Here is an 18493-nt window from a genome sequence, read left to right on the forward strand (position 1 = left end):
ATGGTTGATCAGGGCGTTCCACAACTGCCGCAGCTGATCCGGCTGCTGCGTTATGGCGGCGAGGTGGCCGGCGTGCTGGTCGAACAGCGTCCGGGCCCTATCCGGGTCGCTCACCCACTGGCTGCCCTCAGGAAGGGCCGGCAACGATGCTTGCCGGGGCTGATCCGGATCGGTCATCCTGTACTGCGCCGCCACGCCACCGCGACCTTCCCGGACCAGCAGCAGCAGACCACGCTCGCGCAATGCCCCGATCCGTTTATTCACCGTCCGCTGCAATGTGGGGGGCGATGTCGCTGCGGCGAGGGCTCGCTCGCTGACGGTGATGAGCCCGTCGCCATCCGTGTCCATATGGTTGATCAGGGCGTTCCACAACTGCCGCAGCTGATCCGGCTGCTGCGTTATGGCGGCGAGGTGGCCGGCGTGCTGGTCGAACAGCGTCCGGGCCCTATCCGGGTCGCTCACCCACTGGCTGCCCGCAGTGGGTTGGGGTTGGTTGGGGTGGAGTGGGGCGGAGGTGGGTGGCTCGAGGTTCCCGCTGCCCTCGCCGGCCCCCCGATTTCCTGACCGGCGGGGCCGGCCGCGTCGTCCTGGCCGGCGGGGTGGGCGGGACCGGCGGAGCCGGTTCCCGGCAGTGGTGTCACCGGCGGGCACGGTGCTGCGATGTCCACCGACTTCGGCCAGCAGCGCATCGACACCCTGCTGCGGGCGGTCCGGTTCGGGGGCAGGGCCCGGCACCGGCAACTCCGTCCCTGGATCCTGCGACGGGCCCCGTACTGCCTGGGTAGCAGACGCCGGGCCAGGACCAGACGGGTCGCCGTTTTCCGTTGGATCGGGCGACTGCCCGTCTGAGGCGGAGCCGGCCCACCGGTGTTGACCGCCACCGGCGGTGAAGGCCTGCTGGACCGGCCAGCTCACCCCGGGTTCCTGACCGTTCTCGACGATGTCCGCGGTCCGTACCGCCTCCACCAGATCCGGTCCGAACAACTCCACCGAACCGTCCGAGAACAACACGGACCGCACCGGCTCGTCCGCGTGTGACCGCAGCTCGCCGGGTATCTGGTCTACCTCGTGCGTGGACGACATCAGCCGCCGGGCGCCGAGCCGGGTGCGCAGCCATTCACCGAAGGAGGTGGCCTGTCCCGGTCCCTGCCATGCCGCGTCGCACCAGACCAGCATGATGTCGGGTGTGCCGCCGCCCCGCTGCCGCGCCTGCGCAACAGCGTGTTGCCAGGCGGGCGAGGCGGTGAGCATCCGCAGGAACAGGGCTTGGCGCACCGGATCGTCGGCCAGCCGCTCGGCCAGGTTCCGGTGCCCGGCGATGGTAAACCATCCCTGCACCCACGGCAGCGCCTGTGCCGCCGTCCGGTCCGCCGCCGCCGCGTCCAGATCCGCCACGGCCGGGTCTGCGAAGTACACGCCGCTGAACGTGTCCGCCATGGCGATACCCCTGGCTGCCTCGAACAGCTGGGACAGGACCCCGTCCGACGACGCCGCCTGGATACCGATGTCCGCGGCGAGCCGGCGCAGCTGAGCGTCGGTGGCACGGCCGTGGCCGCCGCTGGCGAGATTGTGGATGCGTTCCGCGGCCGGCCCGTGGGTAGCGGCGAGCCCGAGATCGGCGGACATCGCCGCACCGTGCGCAGGTACCGGCCCGGGCATCGGCAACTGAGATGCCGGATCCTGTACGCCCGGTCCGGGCGGCAACGACTGCGTCCCTGGGAACTGGCTGGGCGGGTCGCCGCTGGACTGCGGCCATGATGTCGGGTCGGGCAGGGCCTGCGGCAGGGACGGATCCATCGGTTGCGGCCCGGGGACGGGTTCCGTGCCCACGGCCGTGGGCAGGCCGAACCACTCCGGATCAAACAGATCAAACAGACCAAGCGGATCGGCTGGGTCCCCCTGGTAGGTGGACATCGCAGCACCGTGCCCGTCGGTGACACCACTGCCGGGAACCGGCTCCGCCGGTTCCGCCCACCCCTCCGGCCAGAACAACGCGGCCGGCCCCGCCGGCCAGGACGATGCGGTGGGGGCGTTCGGGTCGTCCGGCGGCCCGGGCAGCCCAGGCAGACCCATGTCCGCCGACGGGTCAGGTACCGGCCCGGACATCAGCGACGTATCCCCGTCGTACAGCCAGGACAGGTCCTCACTACCCTGCAGGAGGTCCGGTCCGGGGGCAGGGCTCGGCACCGGTGCTTGCCGGGGCGGGCCCGGATCGGTCACCCTGTACCCCGCCACGCCACCGCGTTTTTCCTGGTCCAGCCACAGCAGACGACGGTTGCGCAATGCCACGATCCGGTCACGCACCGTCCGCCGCGCTGCGCGTGTCACATCGGCGAGGGCTGACTCGCTGACGGTGATGAGCCCGCCGCCGTCCATCCTGTTGATCAGGGCCTTCCACAACAGCCGCAACTGCCGCAGCTGCTCCCGCTGCCGCGCTGTGGTGGCGTTGTGGCCGACGTGCTGGTCGAACAGCGTCTGGGCATCATTCCGGTCGAGCACCCACTGTCTGCCCTCAGGAGGGGCCGGCAACGCTTGCCGGGGCGGACCCGGATCGGTCACCTTGTACCGCGCCGCCCTGCGACCGTGACCTCCCCGGTCCAGCCACAGCAGATCACGGTCGCGCAATGCCACGATCCGGTCATGCACCGTCTGCTGCAGTGTGCCTGTCGCCGCGGCGAGGGCTCGCTCGGTGGCGGTGATGTACCCGTCGCCGTCCATACTGTTGATCATGGCGTTCCACAACTCCCGCAGCGGCTGCTCCTCCTGCTGCGTTGTGGCGGTGATGTGGCCGATGTGCTGGTAGAACAGCTTCCAGGCCCCATCCGGGTCGCGCACCCACTGGAGGCCCGCAGTGGGTTGGGGTTGGGGTTGGGGTTGGTCGGGGTGGAGTGGGGCGGGGGTGGGTGGCTCGTCGGCCGGGTGATGGAGGGTGTCGCCGGCGTGGAGAGTGCCGGCGTCGGTGCGGGTCACCGCTGGGGAGGGTGCGGGGTATGGTTCCCAGTCCATGTCCGTCCCCGGGTAGGTGGCCCGGTCGCCGCGGTTCCCGCTGCCCTCGCCGGCCTGATTGCGCTGCTGGCCGGGGTCGGTGGACAACGCAGCACCGTGCCCGCCGGTCACACCACTGCCGGGAACCGGCTCCGCCGGTCCCGCCCACCCCTCCGGCCCGGACAACGCGGCCGGCCCCGCCGGCGGCCAGGACGATGCGGTGGAGGCGTCCGGGTCGTCCGGCGGCCCGGGCAGCCCGGGCGGACCCGTGCCCGCCGGCGGGGCAGGTACCGACCCGGACATCGGCAACTGAGATGCCGGATCCTGTACGCCCAGTCCGGGCGGCAACGACTGCGTCCCTGAGAACTGGCTGGGCTGGTCGCCGCGGGACTGCGGCCATGATGTCGGGCCGGGCAGGGCCTGCGGCAGGGACGGATCCATCGGTTGCGGCCCGGGGACGGGTTCCGTGCCCACGGCCGTGGGCAGGCCGACCCACGCCGCCGAATGGAGCCGATTAAACAGATCGAGGGCTGGGTCCACCTGCGCCCGGTCGCCGAGGTTCCCGATGCCCTCGCCGGCCCTCCGATTGTCGATGAGCGGCTGGCCGAAGTCGGTGGACAACGCCGCACCGTGCGCAGGTACCGACCCGGACATCGGCAACTGAGATGCCGGATCCTGTACGCCCAGTCCGGGCGGCAACGACTGCGTCCCTGAGAACTGGCTGGGCTGGTTGCCGCTGGGCTGCGGCCATGATGTCGGGCCGGGCAGGGCCTGCGGCAGGGACGGATCCATCGGTTGCGGCCCGGGGACGGGTTCCGTGCCCACGGCCGTGGGCAGGCCGACCCACGCCGCCGAATGGAGCCGATTAAACAGATCGAGGGCTGGGTCCACCTGCGCCCGGTCGCCGAGGTTCCCGATGCCCTCGCCGGCCCTCCGATTGTCGATGAGCGGCTGGCCGAAGTCGGTGGACAACGCCGCACCGTGCGCAGGTACCGACCCGGACATCGGCAACTGAGATGCCGGATCCTGTACGCCCGGTCCGGGCGGCAACGACTGCGTCCCTGAGAACTGGCTGGACTGGTCACCGCGACGCCGAGGCCCACCTGCGCGCCGAGCGGGCCGCTGCGGGCGGTCCGGTCTGAGGGCAGGGCCCTGCACCGGTGCTTGCAGACCCGGATCGGTCACCCCGTACTGCGGCGCCGTGCCACCGAGACTTTCCCCGACCCGCCACAGCAGGCGATGGTTGCGCAATGTCACGATCTGGCGATGCACCGTCGACTTCGATGTGCGTGTCGTATCGGCGAGGGCTGGCATGCTGGCGGGGATTATCCCCTCGTCGTCCATTTCGTCGATCAGGGCGTTCCACAACCGCCGCAGCTCCTTCCGCTGCCGCGTTTTGGTGGCGATGCGGCCGGCATGCTGGTCGAACAGCGTCCGGGCATCATCCGGGTCGAGCACCCACTGGCAGCCCTCAGGAGGGGCCGGCAATGCTTGCCGGGGCGGACCCGGATCGGTCACCCCGTACCGCGCCGCCCTGCCATCCTGTGCTTCCTCGATCCGCCGCAGCAGACGACGGTCGCGCAATGCCACGATCCGGTTATGCACCGTCGGCTGCCATGTGCCTGTCGTCTCGGCGAGGCGCAACTCGCTGACGGTGAAGGTCCCCTTGTCGTCCATTTGGTCGATCAGGGCGTTCCACAACTGCCGCAGGTCCTCCTCCCGCTGCCGCGTTCTGGTGGCGATGTGGCCGGCGTGCTGCTCGAACAGCGTCCGAGCCCCATCCGGGTCGCGCACCCACTGGATGCCTGGAGGAAGGGCCGGCAACGATGCTTGCCGGGGCTGACCCGAATCGGTCACCCCGTACCGCGCCGCCACGCCACCGTGACCTCCCCGCACTGCCTGGGTAGCAGACGCCGGGCCAGGACCAGACGGGTCGCCGCTTTCCGTTGGATCGGGCGACTGCCCGTCTGAGGCGGAGCCAGCCCACCGGTGGTGACCGCCACCGGCGGTGAAGGCCTGCTGGACCGGCCAGCTCACCCCGGGTTCCTGACCGTTCTCGACGATGTCCGCGGTCCGTACCGCCTCCACCAGATCCGGTCCGAACAACTCCACCGAAGCATCCGAGAACAACACGGACCGCACCGGCTCGTCCGCGTGTGGCCGCAGCTCGCGGGGTATCTGGTCTACCTCGTGCGTGGACGACATCAGCCGCCGGGCGCGCAGTTGGGTGCGCAGCCATTCGCCGAAGGAGGTGGCCTGTCCCGGTCCCTGCCATGCCGCGTCGCACCAGACCAGCATGATGTCGGGTGTGTCGCCGCCCCGCTGTTGCGCCTGCGCGACGGCGTGTTGCCAGGCGGGCGAGGCGGTGAGCATCCGTAGGAACAGGGCTTGGCGCACCGGATCGTCGGCCAGCCGCTCGGCCAGGTTCCGGTGCCCGGCGATGGTGAACCATCCCTGCACCCGCGGCAGCGCCTGTGCCGCCGTGCGGTCCGCCGCCGCCGTGCCCAGATCCGCCACGGCCGGGTCGGCGAAGTACACGCCGCTGAACGTGTCCGCCATGGCGATACCCCTGGCTGCCTCGAACAGCTGGGGCAGGACCTCGTCCGGCGACGCCGCCTGGATACCGATGTCCGCGGCGAGCCGGCGCAGCTGGGCGTCGGTGGCACGGCCGTGGCCGCCGCTGGCGAGATTGTGGATGCGTTCCGCGGCCGGCCCGTGGGCAGCGGCGAGCCCGAGATCGGCCGGGCCGCTGCTGCCGGCCCGGGTGCTGTCGCTGGGCTGGTCGCCGCTGGGCTGCGACCACGGGTCGGGCGGGGCCTGTGGCCGGGGCGGATCCGTCGGTTGCGGCCCGGGGACGGGTTCCGTGTCCACGGCTGTGGGCGGGCCGACCCACGCCGGATGGAGCAGATTGAGGAGATCGGCTGGGTCCATCTGCCAGGTGGGCCAGGCGCCGGGGTTCCCGCCGCCGCCGGGCTGATTGTCGATATGCGGCCGGCCGAAGTCGGTGGACATCCCAGCACCGTGGGCGGTCACATCAATGCCGGGATTCGGCCACCCCGGTCCCGCCCACCCCGCCGGCCAGGACGACGCGGTGGGGGCGTCCAGCGGCCCGGGCAGCCCAGACAGACCCGTGCCCGCCGGCGAGGCAGGTACCGGCCCGGACATCGACAACGTATCCCCGTCGTTCAGCCAGGACAGGTCCGCACTACCCTGCGGACGGTCCGGTCCGGGGGCAGGGCCCAGCACCGGTGCTCGCCAAGGCGGACCCGGATCGATCACCCTGTACCGCGCCGCCTCGCGACCGCGTGCTTCCCGGACCATCTGCAGCAGACCACGCTTGCGCAATGCCACGATCCGGTTATGCACCGTCGACAGCACTTCTGTGCCTGTCGCCTTGGCGAGGGCTGGCTCGCTGGCGGTGATGAGCCCGTCGTCGTCGTCCATACGGTCGATCAGGGCGTTCCACAACCGCCGCAACTGCCGCAGATGCTCCTGCTGCTGCGTTGTGGTGGCGATGTGGCCGGCGTGCTGGTCGAACAGCGTCCGGGCATCATCCGGGTCGCGCACCCACTGGCTGCCCTCAGGAAGGGCCGGAAACGATGCTTGCCGGGGCGGACCCGGATCGGTCACCTTGTACCGTGCCGCCCTGCGACCGCGACCTTTCCGGTCCAGCAGCAGCAGATCATGGTCGCGCAATGCCACGATCCGGTTATGCACCATCTGCTGCAGTATGCCTGTCGCCGCGGCGAGGGTTAACTCGCCGACGGTGATGAACCCGTCGCCGTCCATACGGCCGATCAGGACGTTCCACAACCGCCGCAACTCATCCCGCTGCTGCGTTGTGGTGGCGATGTCGCCGACGTGCTGCTCGAACAGCGTCCAGGCATCATCCGGGTCGCGCACCCACCGGCGGCCCGCAGTGGGTTGGGGTTGGGGTTGGTCGGGGTGGAGTGGGGCGGGGGTGGTGGGTGGCTCGTAGGCCACCGGGTGATGGAGGGTGTCGCCGGGGTGGAGAGTGCCGGCGTCGGTGCGGGTCACCGCTGGGGAGGGTGCGGGGGATGGCTGCCAGTGCATGTCCGTCCCCTGGTAGGTGGCCCAGGCACCGAGGTTCCCGCTGCCGGCGCCGGCCTGGCCGGGGGTGGACATCGCAGCACCGTGCCCGTCGGTCACACCAATGTCGGGAACCGGCCCCGCCCACCCCGCCGGCCAGGACGACGCGGCCGGCCACGCCGGCCAGGACGATGCCGTGGGGGCGCCCGGGTCGCCCAGCGGCCCGGGCAGCCCAGGCAGACCCGCGACCGCCGGCGGGGCAGGTACCGACCCGGACATCGGCGACGTATCCCCGCGGTTCAGCCAGGACAGGTCCGCACCCTGCTGCGGGCGGACCGGTCTGAGGGCAGGGCCCAGCACCGGTGCTTGCCGGGGCGGACCCGGATCGATCACCCTGTACCGCGCCGCCACGCGACCGTGACGTTCCCGGACCAGCTGCAGCAGACGACGGTCGCGCAATTCCCCGATCCGGTTATGCACCGTCTGCTGCAGTGTGCCTGTCGCCGCGGCGAGGGCTCGCTCGGTGGCGGTGATGAACCCGTCGCCGTACATACTGCCGATCAGGGCGTTCCACAACTCCCGCAGCTCCTTCCGCTGCCACGCTGTGGTGGCGATGTGGCCGACGTGCTGCTCGAACAGCGTCCGGGCATCATCCGGGTCGCGCACCCACTGGCTGCCCGCAGGAAGGGCCGGCAACGATGCTTGCCGGGGCGGATCCGGATCGGTCACCCTGTACCGCGCTGCCGCGCCACCGTGTGCTTCCCGGACCAGCTGCAGCAGACCACGGTCGCGCAATGCCACGATCCGGTCATGCACCGTCTGCTGCAGTGTGCCTGTCGCCGCGGCGAGGGCTGACTCGCTGACGGTGATGAACCCGTCGCCGTCCATACTGCCGATCAGGGCGTTCCACAACTCCCGCAGCGGCTGCTCCTGCTGCTGCGTTGTGGTGGCGATGTGGCCGACGTGCTGCTCGAACAGCGTCCGGGCCCCATTCCGGTTGCGCACCCACTGGCTGCCCGCAGGAAGGGCCGGCAATGCTTGCCGGGGCGGACCCGGATCGGTCACCCTGTACCGCGCCGCCCTGCGACCGTGTGCTTCCCGGTCCAGCTGCAGCAGACCATGGTCGCGCAATGCCTCGATCTGGTTATGCACCGTCGACTGCGATGTGCCTGCCGCACGGGCGAGGACTCGCTCGCTGACGGTGATGAACCCGTCGCCGTACATACTGCCGATCAGGGCGTTCCACAACTCCCGCAGCGGCTGCTCCTCCAGCCGCGTTGTGGTGGCGATGTGGCCGGCGTGCTGCTCGAACAGCGTCCGGGCATCATTCTGGTTGCGCACCCACTGGCGGCCCGCAGTGGGTTGGGGTTGGGGTTGGTCGGGGCCGTTTTCCGTTGGATCGGGTGACTGCCCGTCTGAGGCGGAGCCGGCCCACCGGTGTTGACCGCCAGCGGCGGTGAAGTACTGCTGGTCCGGCCAGCGCACGCCGGGTTCCTGACCGTTCTCGACGATGTCCGCGGTCCGTACCGCCTCCACCAGATCCGGTCCGAACAACTCCACCGAAGCGTCCGAGAACAACACGGACCGCACCGGCTCGTCCACGTGTGGCCGCAGCTCGCCGGGTATCTGGTCTACCTCGTGCGTGGACGACATCAGCCGCCGGGCGCGCAGCTGGGTGCGCAGCCATTCACCGAAGGAGGTGGCCTGTCCCGGTCCCTGCCATGCCGCGTCGCACCAGACCAGCATGATGTCGGGTGTGTCGCTGCCTCGCTGTTGCGCCTGCGCAACAGCGTGTTGCCAGGCGGGCGAGGCGGTGAGCGTCCGTAGGAACAGGGCTTGGCGCACCGGATCGTCGGCGAGCCGTTCGGCCAGGTTCCGGTGCCCGGCGATGGTGAACCATCCCTGCACCCATGGCAGCGCCTGTGCCGCCGTGCGGTCCGCCGCCGCCGCGTCCAGATCCGCCACGGCCGGGTCGGCGAAGTACACGCCGCTGAACGTGTCCGCCATGGCGATACCCCTGGCTGCCTCGAACAGTTGGGGCAGGACCTCGTCCGGCGACGCCGCCTGGATACCGATGTCCGCGGCGAGCCGGCGCAGCTGGGCGTCGGTGGCACGGCCGTGGCCGCCGCTGGCGAGATCGTGGATGCGTTCCGCGGCCGGCCCGTGGGCAGCGGCGAGCCCGAGATCGGCCGGGCCGCTGCTGCCGGCCGGGCCGGACGCAGCGCCCGGCCGGGATGCCGTACCTGAGTCCACCGCGGACCCGATCGCCGCGGCGGCCGGCCCCGTTGCCGCGACGGCCGGCTCGCCGAGACTGCCAGAGTCGGCACTGATCGGTTCGTCCAGCGAGGAGAGGGCACTGGACGTGACGGTGTCGGTGGAGCTGCTGTCGCGGCTGAACACGTCGTCGCTGGAGACGGACATGGCACTGTCCGACATCCTGTCGCTGGTGTGGTCCTGGTGCGGCGTGCCGTCGGTGTGGGAGGCAGCGCCACCCGGCACCGTACTGCGGGCGCCGGCCGTATCCGGCGTGCCGGACGTGTCCGGCGTGCTGGCCGTACCCGAAGTGCCCGGCGTGCTGGGCGTGCTGGGGGTGGCGGGCGCGGCGCTGCCGGCGGCCTGCGCGAGTACCTGGTGGTATTTCTTGACCCAGTCTTCTTGGAAGGATCTGGCGATGGTGTCGTGGTTGGCCGGGTCGACGCCGTAGTACCGGTGGGCCAGGGCGGGGAACTGTTTTTCTGCCAGCCTGTTCGCGGCTGCGGTGTGCTGCTCGGGAGTCACCGGCACCGGCGGCGTGTCGGTACGCCGGTGTGCCGGGGTGTCCGCCGGGGACGCGATGGTGTGCGGTGCGGTGGTGTCGGGGATGGTCGCGGCCGAGAAACGGGCGGGCAGGTCGGTGACCGTCTGCCGGACCGCGTTCGCCACGGCGTTGACCTGCGCGGCGCCGGGACTGGCCACCACAGCGGGCAGTGCGGAGGTATCGAGGATCGCGTCGAGGATTCGGTCCATCCGGTTCCGCACGGCGCTCTTGACCGCCTCGATCGCGGCGGCGGACGGCACCGCCGCCCCGGCGCCTGCCGGCACGCCGGCGCCCCCCGGCGTGCCAGCGCCTGTCGGCGTGCCGGGGCCTGTCGGCGTGCCGGGGCCTGTCGGCGTGTTGGCGGCCGTCGGTAGGCCGGCGGCGAGGTACTGGTCGATGTGGTGTTCGGCGGCCAGGTGCGCGATCGCGCGCAGCGCCTCCAGGTCGAAGGCCGCCGGCAGCGCGGCGACAACCTGTTCCGGCCGCACCTCTGGGATCTGCTCACCCGCGGACGCCAACGCCTCGGCCATCCGGGCCACCGCCCGCTCCCGGACACCCGTCAGATATCCCTCGGTGAGCGCGGTACCCGGCAGACCGACCGCGGACAGGAAAGCCGGGACAGCGGGATCACCCTGCCGGGCGTCGACCCACCCGGCGAAAACCCGCTCGATAGGCACGGCAAGCGCGGCCATTCTCTTGCCCGCCCGAGCCACCCCGGCCAGCAGCCCACCGTAGCGGTCCACCAGATCCTGCTGGAACCGATGCCACTGCTCGACCACCGGCGCACCGGCTGCCGCGACCCACTGCGGCGCCGGCGCGGCCGGCATCGACAGCGACGACCACGACGGCACCCACGCCGGCATGGGCAGGTTCAGCTTCGGCGTGGGCCGGTCCACTGCCGGCAGCGGCGGCGGGGTGGGCGGCGGCGTGGGCGGCGCGGCCTGCCCGCCGGCAGCCACAGCCGTCGGATCATCGACCCCGGTCTGGTAGCCCGTGGACGGGTCCCCACCAACCGGTGTCGACGCCACCGGCATGACCGGCCTTCCGTCCGGCGTGAAATCGATACGAGGCACCTGCACCCGGGGCTGCATCACGGCGCGACTCAAGAGGAACCCGAGCACGCTCGCGGCCGACCCCCCCGCCCCCGACAGCGCCCCGGAGAGAAGGTCCGCACCGAGATTGTCGAAGTCGTAGTACCCCTCGATCATCAGGCTGGAAAGCCCACCGAAGAGCCCCTCCATACCGGTCTCCAGCACGGGCCGCGTCAGCAGATCGGTCAACAGAATCTTGGTGGCGTCCGACACGCCCAGCTTGCTGACAGCGCCGGCGACAGCGCCAGCGACCTTACCCAACGCCGGCCCCGCCACCGTGCTGAGGAACGCCACCGCCCCCGCGTACGCCGCCTGCTTACCGACCGCCGACCAGTTCACCCCGGACTGCAGACCATCGGTCATCATCGACACCTCGGCCAGCAGCGCAGAACCCGGCATGAACAACATCTGCACAGCCGTGCTGCTCGCCGCCGAGCGGACCAACGCCGAACGCAGGATCGCCTGGATGATGGACCGTGTCTGGGCGACGTGTGCCGCCGCCCCCACCGGATTCCAGAACCACATCGCGAGGGCGACGGCGAACTCGGCCTGCATGAAACTGAACATGGCGACCGCCAGACGCTTGCCCTTCTCCGTCTCGAGGAAGAACTCCTTCTCCGCCTCGATCACGGCGAGCAGCAGGTCGGCCGTCTCGGCCATCTTCTTCACGAACGGAACGGTCTGGGCCACGAACCGGTCGAAGACCTCGCCCTCCCCCGCCTCCCCGACCGCCCTGATCGTCTGCTCCAGCAACGGACCAAGCACCGTACGCACCCGATGCTCCAGCACCTCGGCCGTGCCGATGTCCTGCCACAACAGCGGCAGCTTCGTCCGGGACAACTTCATCCCGGTGAACCCTTCCAAAACCCGCATCGAGCTCTCGGAGAGCTCAACGGTCGGAACGGCGGCGGCCAACGCGCGCTCCTTCCCTGCCCCGAATCAGCCGCGCTGACCGCCGCTCATCCGGAACCAAATGAGTGCCGGGCCACCCGGCGGTGGCACATCGAGCCCACGAACGCCTGGCACAACGCCTTCAACCGGCTACAACACCGCTACGAACGCAAAGAAGACGCGGCCAACCCTCACGCCGACCTCGCCGACGCCATCGTCACCATCCGCAGCCTCATCCGTCAGGCATGGATCTCGTACCGGTGGGACACCCGCCCCACCCACCGACAATGAAGGCCACCCATCTACGCGACCTCCCAGCCAGTTGACCGAAGATTCCGAGCACGATGTTCCCCCCAGCAACTCCACCCGCTGCGCCAGGGCACCCTCACTCAAGGGCGTCATTTCACTCATGACGCCGCCCGCATCTCGGCCCGCAGTCCCTCGTCGCCCAACACGCTCATCCCCTCACCCCCCTGCTATCTCACGGCCAGGCCGTAGCAGCGGGTTCACCTCGGCCAACAACGTTCAACGGCCCCGGTACCCGCGGCGTTCGTCCCCCACCGACACAGGGCCCGGGAACGGCTGGGACACGTAGCAACAGGGCGGGAAGGGACGGCGCGGGGCACGGGGCGCTCAGAAGGTGGGCAGGCGGGCCAGCCACCGGCGGACCTCGGCGCGGCTGTCGCAGCCGGACCAGCGGCAGTTCCGGCGCGTGGGCGGCGCGCGCGGCAAACACCCGGGGACGGGACACCCGGGGACGGGACACCCGGGGACGGGACACCCGGGGATAGCGCCGGGCATAGCCGAGGAAGTCGAGGTCGAGGCGCTCGCGGCGCCAGCCATGGCGGGCTCTGGCGCCCACGCCAGCTCGTTCCTGAGCATCCCCGACGCGGTCAAACCGCCGGCCGGGTCCCAGCCGACCGGTGCCTACCTGGTCGTTAGCGGAACGCAGACCTACACGTGTGACCGGCTGGGTCAGCCCGACGGCGACCGCGTGGTCCAGGCCGGTCTTCGTCCAGCGGGTACAGCTCGAACCGGAACCTGATCATTGAGGCAGTATCCCGTAACGTCCGACGGTCGATCGAGAGCCCGGATCTGCCGCAGGCAGTGCGGCAGATCCGGCGCGTCTGTCCCTACCGGTATCCGCCGTGAAGACCGTGATGCCTCACGACCACATGGGGCATCGGGGCGGGATGCCCGGCAGAAGGTCTTCTGCGGACGGAGCGATCACCGGACCCGACGTCAGTCCAGTACGAAGCGGGGTTCGCCGGCCTCCTGCAGGTCGAGGCGCGGGGTGATCGGCGTGGCGGCGTCGCGCACCGCCGCCGCCCGGGCCACCCCGGCCAGGTCGCCGGCGGCGGCCACCTGGGCCAGCGTGACCAGGGTCGGCGGCAGCATGGTCAGCTCGCCGGCCGCCGACCGGGCCAGGGCGTCCGCCGGGCGGATCCACACCGTGTGGTCGGCCTCCCCGGAGACGTCCCGGGTCCGCTGCCCCTCCGGCAGCAGGGCCACGAAGAAGTACGTGTCGAAGCGGCGCGGCTCGAACTCCGGCGTGATCCACCGGCTCCACGGCAGCAGCAGGTCCGACCGGACGGTGAGCCCCCGCTCGGCGAGCAGGTCGGCGAAGCCCCGGCGACGCGCCTCCAGGTCCTGCCGGGCGGCCTCCCAGTCGTCGCCGCTGACGTCGCCCACGACCGTGTGCGCGTCCGGGCCGGCGAGCAGCACCCCGGCCTCCTCGAAGACCTCCCGGGCGGCGGCGCAGACGACCGCCTGGGCGGCGTCCGGGGCCACGCCGAGGCGGTCCGCCCAGGATGCCGGCCCGGGACCGGCCCAGTCGACGTGGGCCTGGGAGTCCGAGGCGTCCACCCCGCCGCCCGGGAACGCGTACACTCCGCCGAAGGCCATCGCGGCGACGCGGCGGATGACGTACACCTCGAAGTCGGCGCCGGCCGGGCGCAGCAGCAGCACCGTCGCCGCGACCCGCGGCGGCGCCGGCGTGCCGCCCCCGGCCAGGAACCGCCGGGCATGCTCGACAATGGCGGGCGGGGCCGCGAATCCCTGGCTGTCGATCGTCATGGGCCGAGCCTAGTTGCCGAGGGGTGGATCGCCCGGCCGGCGAGCGACCGCTCTAACGTGAGCGCATGACACGTTGGGGCATCCTGGCCACCGGCCAGATCGCCGGCCGCTTCGCCGAGGACCTCCGGCTGGTGCCGGGGGCGGAGTTGGTCGCGGTCGGCTCGCGGACGCCGGAGACCGCGCGGCGGTTCGCCGAGCGGCACGGGGCGCGGCGGGCGTACGGCTCCTGGGCGGAGCTGGCCGCCGACGACGAGGTGGACGCGATCTACGTGGCCACCCCGCACGCGGCGCACCACGAGGCGGCCATGACCTGCCTGGCCGCCGGCCGGGCGGTGCTGGTCGAGAAGCCGTTCACCCTCGACCTGGCGACCAGCACCGAACTGGTCGAGGCGGCCCGCGCCCGCGACGTCTTCCTCATGGAGGCAATGTGGATGCGGACCAACCCGCTCGTCCTGCGGCTTGTGCAGCTGGTCGCGGACGGGGCGATCGGGCAGGTCACGAGCGTACAGGCCGACTTCGGAGTGGCCGGGCCGTTCCCGCCCGAGCACCGAATGCGGGCCCGGGCCCTCGGCGGCGGCGCCCTGCTCGACCTGGGCGTCTACCCGGTCAGCCTGGCCCACCTGCTGCTCGGCGTGCCCCGGCACGTCCGCTCGTGGGCGCGGCTCGGCCCGGAGGGAGTGGACGAGAACACCGGCATCGTCCTCGGGTACGACTCCGGTGCGGTGGCCACGCTGAGCTGCGGCATGGTCGGGGCGACCCCGCTGGTCGCCGCGATCACCGGCACAGCCGGCCGGATCGAGATTCCGGCGCCGTTCTTCCGGCCGCCCTCGGCGACCCTGCACCGGGCCGGCGTCGACCCGGAGACGATCCCCGCCGACCTGACCGGCGGCGGCTACCAGTACGAGGCGGCCGAGGTGCAGCGCTGCCTCGCCGAGGGCCTGCGCGAGAGTCCGCTGGTGCCGCACTCCGCCAGCCTCGAGGTGATGGCCCTGCTCGACACCGTCCGGGGCCAGATCGGCGTGCGCTACCCGTGAGCGGATGGGTGGTGCTGGGCGGACGAGGCGGCAGAGCCTGATCTGCCGCCTGTGGAGCTGCCCGCGCGAATGGGGCGCGGAAGATCGCCCAGGCGGGACGCGGAGGATCACGCGGCGGGGCACGGGAGATCGCCCATGCGGGGCGCGGAAGATCACGCGGCCGGGCGCGGAAGATCGCCCATGCGGGGCGCGGAAGATCACGCGGCCGGGCGCGGAGGATCGCCCGGCCGCGGGCGGGGTGGCGGATCACGCGGGCGCACGGGCGGGGCAGCTCCACAGCGGCGCCGATCGGCCGTGGCCCCTCCCCGACCCGGAGGCGGTGGCCCTCCCCGACCCGAAGGCCCGGAGCGGCCCGAAGGCCCGGAGCGGCCCGGACCCGGCCCGCAGGGCGGCCGCCGCGTGGCGAGGGGCCCCCGGCGCGGCGTGCCGGGGGCCCCTCGGCGGGCGTCAGCCGAAGAGCGGCCGGACCACCAGGTACGTGAGGCAGGCGATCAGCGCCGACGCTGGGAACGTGATGATCCAGGCGACCACGATGTTGCCGGCGACGTTCCAGCGGACCGCGGAGAGCCGCTTGGTCGCGCCCACACCCATGATCGCCGAGGTGATCGTGTGGGTGGTGGAGATCGGCGCCTTGAGCACCAGGGCGTTGAAGTAGAGCACCGCGCTGGCGACCGTCTCGGCGGCGAAGCCCTCCGGCGGGCCGAGGTCGATGATCTTGCGGCCCAGGGTGCGGATGATCCGCCAGCCGCCCGCGTACGTGCCCGCCGCGAGCATGGCGGCCGAGGTCCAGAACACCCAGCCGGGGATATGCGTCTTGTCGTCCTGGAAGCCGCCGGTGTAGAGGGCGAGGACCACGATGCCCATCGTCTTCGCGGCGTCCTGCATGCCGTGGCCGACGGACATGGCCGCCGCCGACGCGGTCTGCGCCCAGCGGAAGCCCCGGTTGAGCCTGCCCGGCTGTCCCTTTCGGAACAGCCACAGGATCGCCAGCATCACCAGGTAGCCCAGGAGCAGGCCGACGAGCGGCGAGAGCACCATCGGGATGAGGATCTTCTCGCCGATGTTGGCCCACTGCACCACGCCGCCGGCCGCCAGCAGGGTGGCCCCGACCAGGCCGCCGAAGAGGGCGTGCGAGGAGGACGAGGGCAGGCCGAAGTACCAGGTGATCAGGTTCCAGGCGATCGCTCCCAGCACCCCGGCGAAGACCACCCCCAGGCTCGCCACCCCCGTCGGCAGGGTGACCAGGCCGTCGCCGACGGTCTTGGCGACGCCGGCGCCGAAGTGCGCGCCGACGAAGTTGCCCACCGCGGCCAGGGCGAGCGCGATGCGGGGTGTCAGGGCGCGTGTCGAGACGCTGGTGGCGATGGCGTTGGCGGCGTCGTGGAAGCCGTTGGTGTAGTCGAACGCCAGGGCCACCACGATCACCGCCAGCACGGCGATGAGTTCGGGTGTCAGAGTCACAGGATCAGGACTCCTTGACCGCGATCGTCTCGACGGTGTTGGCCACGTGCTCGAAGGCGTCGCAGGCCGCCTCCAGCTCGTCGGCGACCTCCTTCATCTTGAGCACGGTCAGGGCGTCGTACTCGCCGGAGAAGAGGCGGACCAGCAGCATCCGGTACGCCTGATCGCCGTCGTTCTCCAGCCGGTTGCACTCGATCCAGTAGTCCTCGAGGTCCTTCATCGACTTCAGGCGCGGCATCGCCTCGGCGGTCAGCTTGGCCTGCTGGTCCAGCACGTTGACCAGCTCGTGCAGCTCGCGCGGGAGCGCCGGCAGCTTGGTCAGGCCGTACAGGTAGAGCAGGTTGCCCACGGCCTCCAGGTGGTCCATCACGTCGTCGAGCAGCGAGCCCAGACGGTAGATGTCCTCCCGGTCGAACGGGGTGATGAAGGTGGAGTTGATCTTCTTGTACAGCTCGTGGGTGATCTGGTCGCTGTCGTGCTCGACCTCGGTGAGCCGCTCGCTCACCGACTGCACGTCGACGCCCGGCAGGGCCAGCTCGTTCAGCAGCTCGGTGCCCTTCACCAGGTTCTGCGCCGCCCTGGTGAAGAGCTCGTAGAAGGCGCCCTCGGTGGGGCGGAAGGAAAACTTCACAGCCTGGACCTCGTCGTGTCGGTGGAAGGTGGCGGACGCCCCCGGGGGTGTGTGCAGTGGGAATGCTAGGAGGCGGCAGAACCGCTAAATCGCCGGCCCACCCCTGGTCAGCCGCCATTTACCGGTCGTTCACCTGCCGTTCACCTTGATCCGGTCGATCGTCCCGCAACCGCCTGCGTTCCGCCGCCACGTCGAAGTCGGCGGGCGGATACCCCAGATCCAGGTCGCCGAACGTCTCCCGCAACAGGTGCGCGACCCCCCGGCCGCCGGATTGTGATACCCGCAACAGCTCCCGCATCGGCCCGCCCGCCGGCGGGACGATCTCCGGCTCCTCGACTGCGCGCATTGCCCGATCTTCACCCATTGGGCCGGTGTCCGCCTCTCGAGCGGCTGTCAAGATCCGGGGCAGCATGGGCTTCCGGAAAGATGTCACGTTCGGGGGGCGGCGCGCGTCCTTACGGGGACGGGAGGGGTGTGGCGTGGATCTGGTGGCGGAGTTCGAGGCGCAGCGGGGGCGGCTGACCGCCCTGGCGTACCGGATGCTGGGCAGCCGGAGCGAGGCCGAGGACGCGGTGCAGGAGACCTGGCTGCGGTGCGCGGGCGCGCTCGCCGACCCGGCGGCCCGGGCCAGGGTCGACAACCTCGGCGCCTGGCTGACCACGACGTGCGGCCGGATCTGCCTGGACGTGCTCCGCTCGGCCCGGGTGCGCCGGGAGACGTACCCGGGTCAGTGGCTGCCCGAGCCGGTGGTCGGCCCGTACGCGTCCGGGCCGGCCGCCGACGGGTTCGCCCCCGACCCGGCCGAGCGGGCGGTACGCGCCGAGCAGGTCGGCACCGCCCTGCTGGTGGTGCTGGAGCGGCTCAGCCCCGAGCAGCGGGTCGCGCTGGTGCTGCACGACGTCTTCGCGGTGCCGTTCGACGAGATCGCCGAGGTGCTGGGCACGACGACGGTGGCTGCCCGGCAGCTCGCCTCCCGGGCCCGCCGGGCGGTCGACGCCTCCGACGCGCCCCGGCACACCGCCGACCTGGCCGAGCAGCGGCGGGTGGTGGACGCCTTCGTCGCGGCGACCCGCTCCGGGGAGCTGGCCGAGCTGGTCCGGGTGCTGGCCCCGGACGTGGTGCTGATCGGCGACAGCGGCGGGCACTTCCCGGCCGCCCGCCGTCCGGTCACCGGCGCCGACAAGGTCGGCCAGCTCCTCCTCGGCCTGTTCGCCCAGGCGGACCGCTACGGCCAGCTGCGCGCCCGGCCGGTCCTGGTGGACGGGTCGGTCGGGTTGCAGCTGGAGATGGTCTACACCGACGGCCGGCCGCTGCGCCAGGTCGTCGCGTTCACCGTGCACGAGGGGCGGATCACCGGCATCTTCAACCAGCTCAACCCGGACAAGATGGCCAACGTGCCAGTCCTGGGCGAGGACGACACCTGGCCGCCGCGCTGGTGACGCCCGCGCCGGCCGGGACGGGGCGTCGGCGGGCGGGC

General features: G+C 71.7%; 6 protein-coding genes and 1 pseudogene. 2 read left to right on the top strand and 5 right to left on the bottom strand.

What is annotated here, in order from left to right:
• Both ABGB16_RS26685 and ABGB16_RS26690 read right to left on the bottom strand, forming a co-directional pair.
• Positions 1-11838, bottom strand: a pseudogene (locus ABGB16_RS26685) (hypothetical protein); the annotation flags it as partial.
• Positions 11839-13056: 1218 nt separating this feature from the next.
• Entirely contained in the window at positions 13057-13890 is an 834-nt protein-coding gene (locus ABGB16_RS26690) for an NUDIX hydrolase (RefSeq protein WP_347670839.1), read from the bottom strand.
• A 65-nt stretch (positions 13891-13955) separates the two neighbouring features.
• Between ABGB16_RS26690 and ABGB16_RS26695 the strand changes: the two genes are divergently transcribed.
• The gene (locus ABGB16_RS26695; protein WP_347670840.1) at positions 13956-14924 is read left to right on the top strand and encodes a Gfo/Idh/MocA family oxidoreductase; all 969 of its coding nucleotides are present in this window, start codon (positions 13956-13958) and stop codon (positions 14922-14924) included.
• Between the two features lie 447 nt (positions 14925-15371).
• On the opposite strand, the gene ABGB16_RS26700 is transcribed toward ABGB16_RS26695, so the two are convergent.
• The 3 genes from ABGB16_RS26700 to ABGB16_RS26710 all read right to left on the bottom strand — a co-directional run bounded on the left by ABGB16_RS26700 (position 15372) and on the right by ABGB16_RS26710 (position 17362).
• Positions 15372-16379, bottom strand: coding sequence for an inorganic phosphate transporter (locus ABGB16_RS26700; RefSeq protein WP_347670854.1), 1008 nt, complete (start codon positions 16377-16379; stop codon positions 15372-15374).
• 10 nt (positions 16380-16389) lie between these two features.
• Positions 16390-17016: a DUF47 family protein gene (locus ABGB16_RS26705; protein WP_347670841.1), complete on the bottom strand. Its 627-nt coding sequence runs from the start codon at positions 17014-17016 to the stop codon at positions 16390-16392.
• A gap of 118 nt (positions 17017-17134) precedes the next feature.
• Complete coding sequence (locus ABGB16_RS26710; RefSeq protein WP_347670842.1) at positions 17135-17362, bottom strand: hypothetical protein; 228 nt, start codon at positions 17360-17362, stop codon at positions 17135-17137.
• A 133-nt stretch (positions 17363-17495) separates the two neighbouring features.
• On the opposite strand from ABGB16_RS26710, the gene sigJ reads away from it, so the two are divergent.
• Entirely contained in the window at positions 17496-18455 is a 960-nt protein-coding gene (sigJ, locus tag ABGB16_RS26715; RefSeq protein WP_347670843.1) for an RNA polymerase sigma factor SigJ, read from the top strand.
• Positions 18456-18493: the final 38 nt, after the last annotated feature.

This window comes from Micromonospora sp. B11E3 (genome assembly GCF_039871625.1).
Taxonomy (GTDB): domain Bacteria; phylum Actinomycetota; class Actinomycetes; order Mycobacteriales; family Micromonosporaceae; genus Micromonospora.

What these genes read in the sequence shown, in the direction of transcription:
- ABGB16_RS26695 (WP_347670840.1), top strand. Translation starts at nt 13,956, where the DNA reads ATGACACGTTGGGGCATCCTGGCCACCGGCCAGATCGCCGGCCGCTTC.
- ABGB16_RS26690 (WP_347670839.1), bottom strand. Translation starts at nt 13,890, where the DNA reads ATGACGATCGACAGCCAGGGATTCGCGGCCCCGCCCGCCATTGTCGAG.
- ABGB16_RS26710 (WP_347670842.1), bottom strand. Translation starts at nt 17,362, where the DNA reads ATGCGCGCAGTCGAGGAGCCGGAGATCGTCCCGCCGGCGGGCGGGCCG.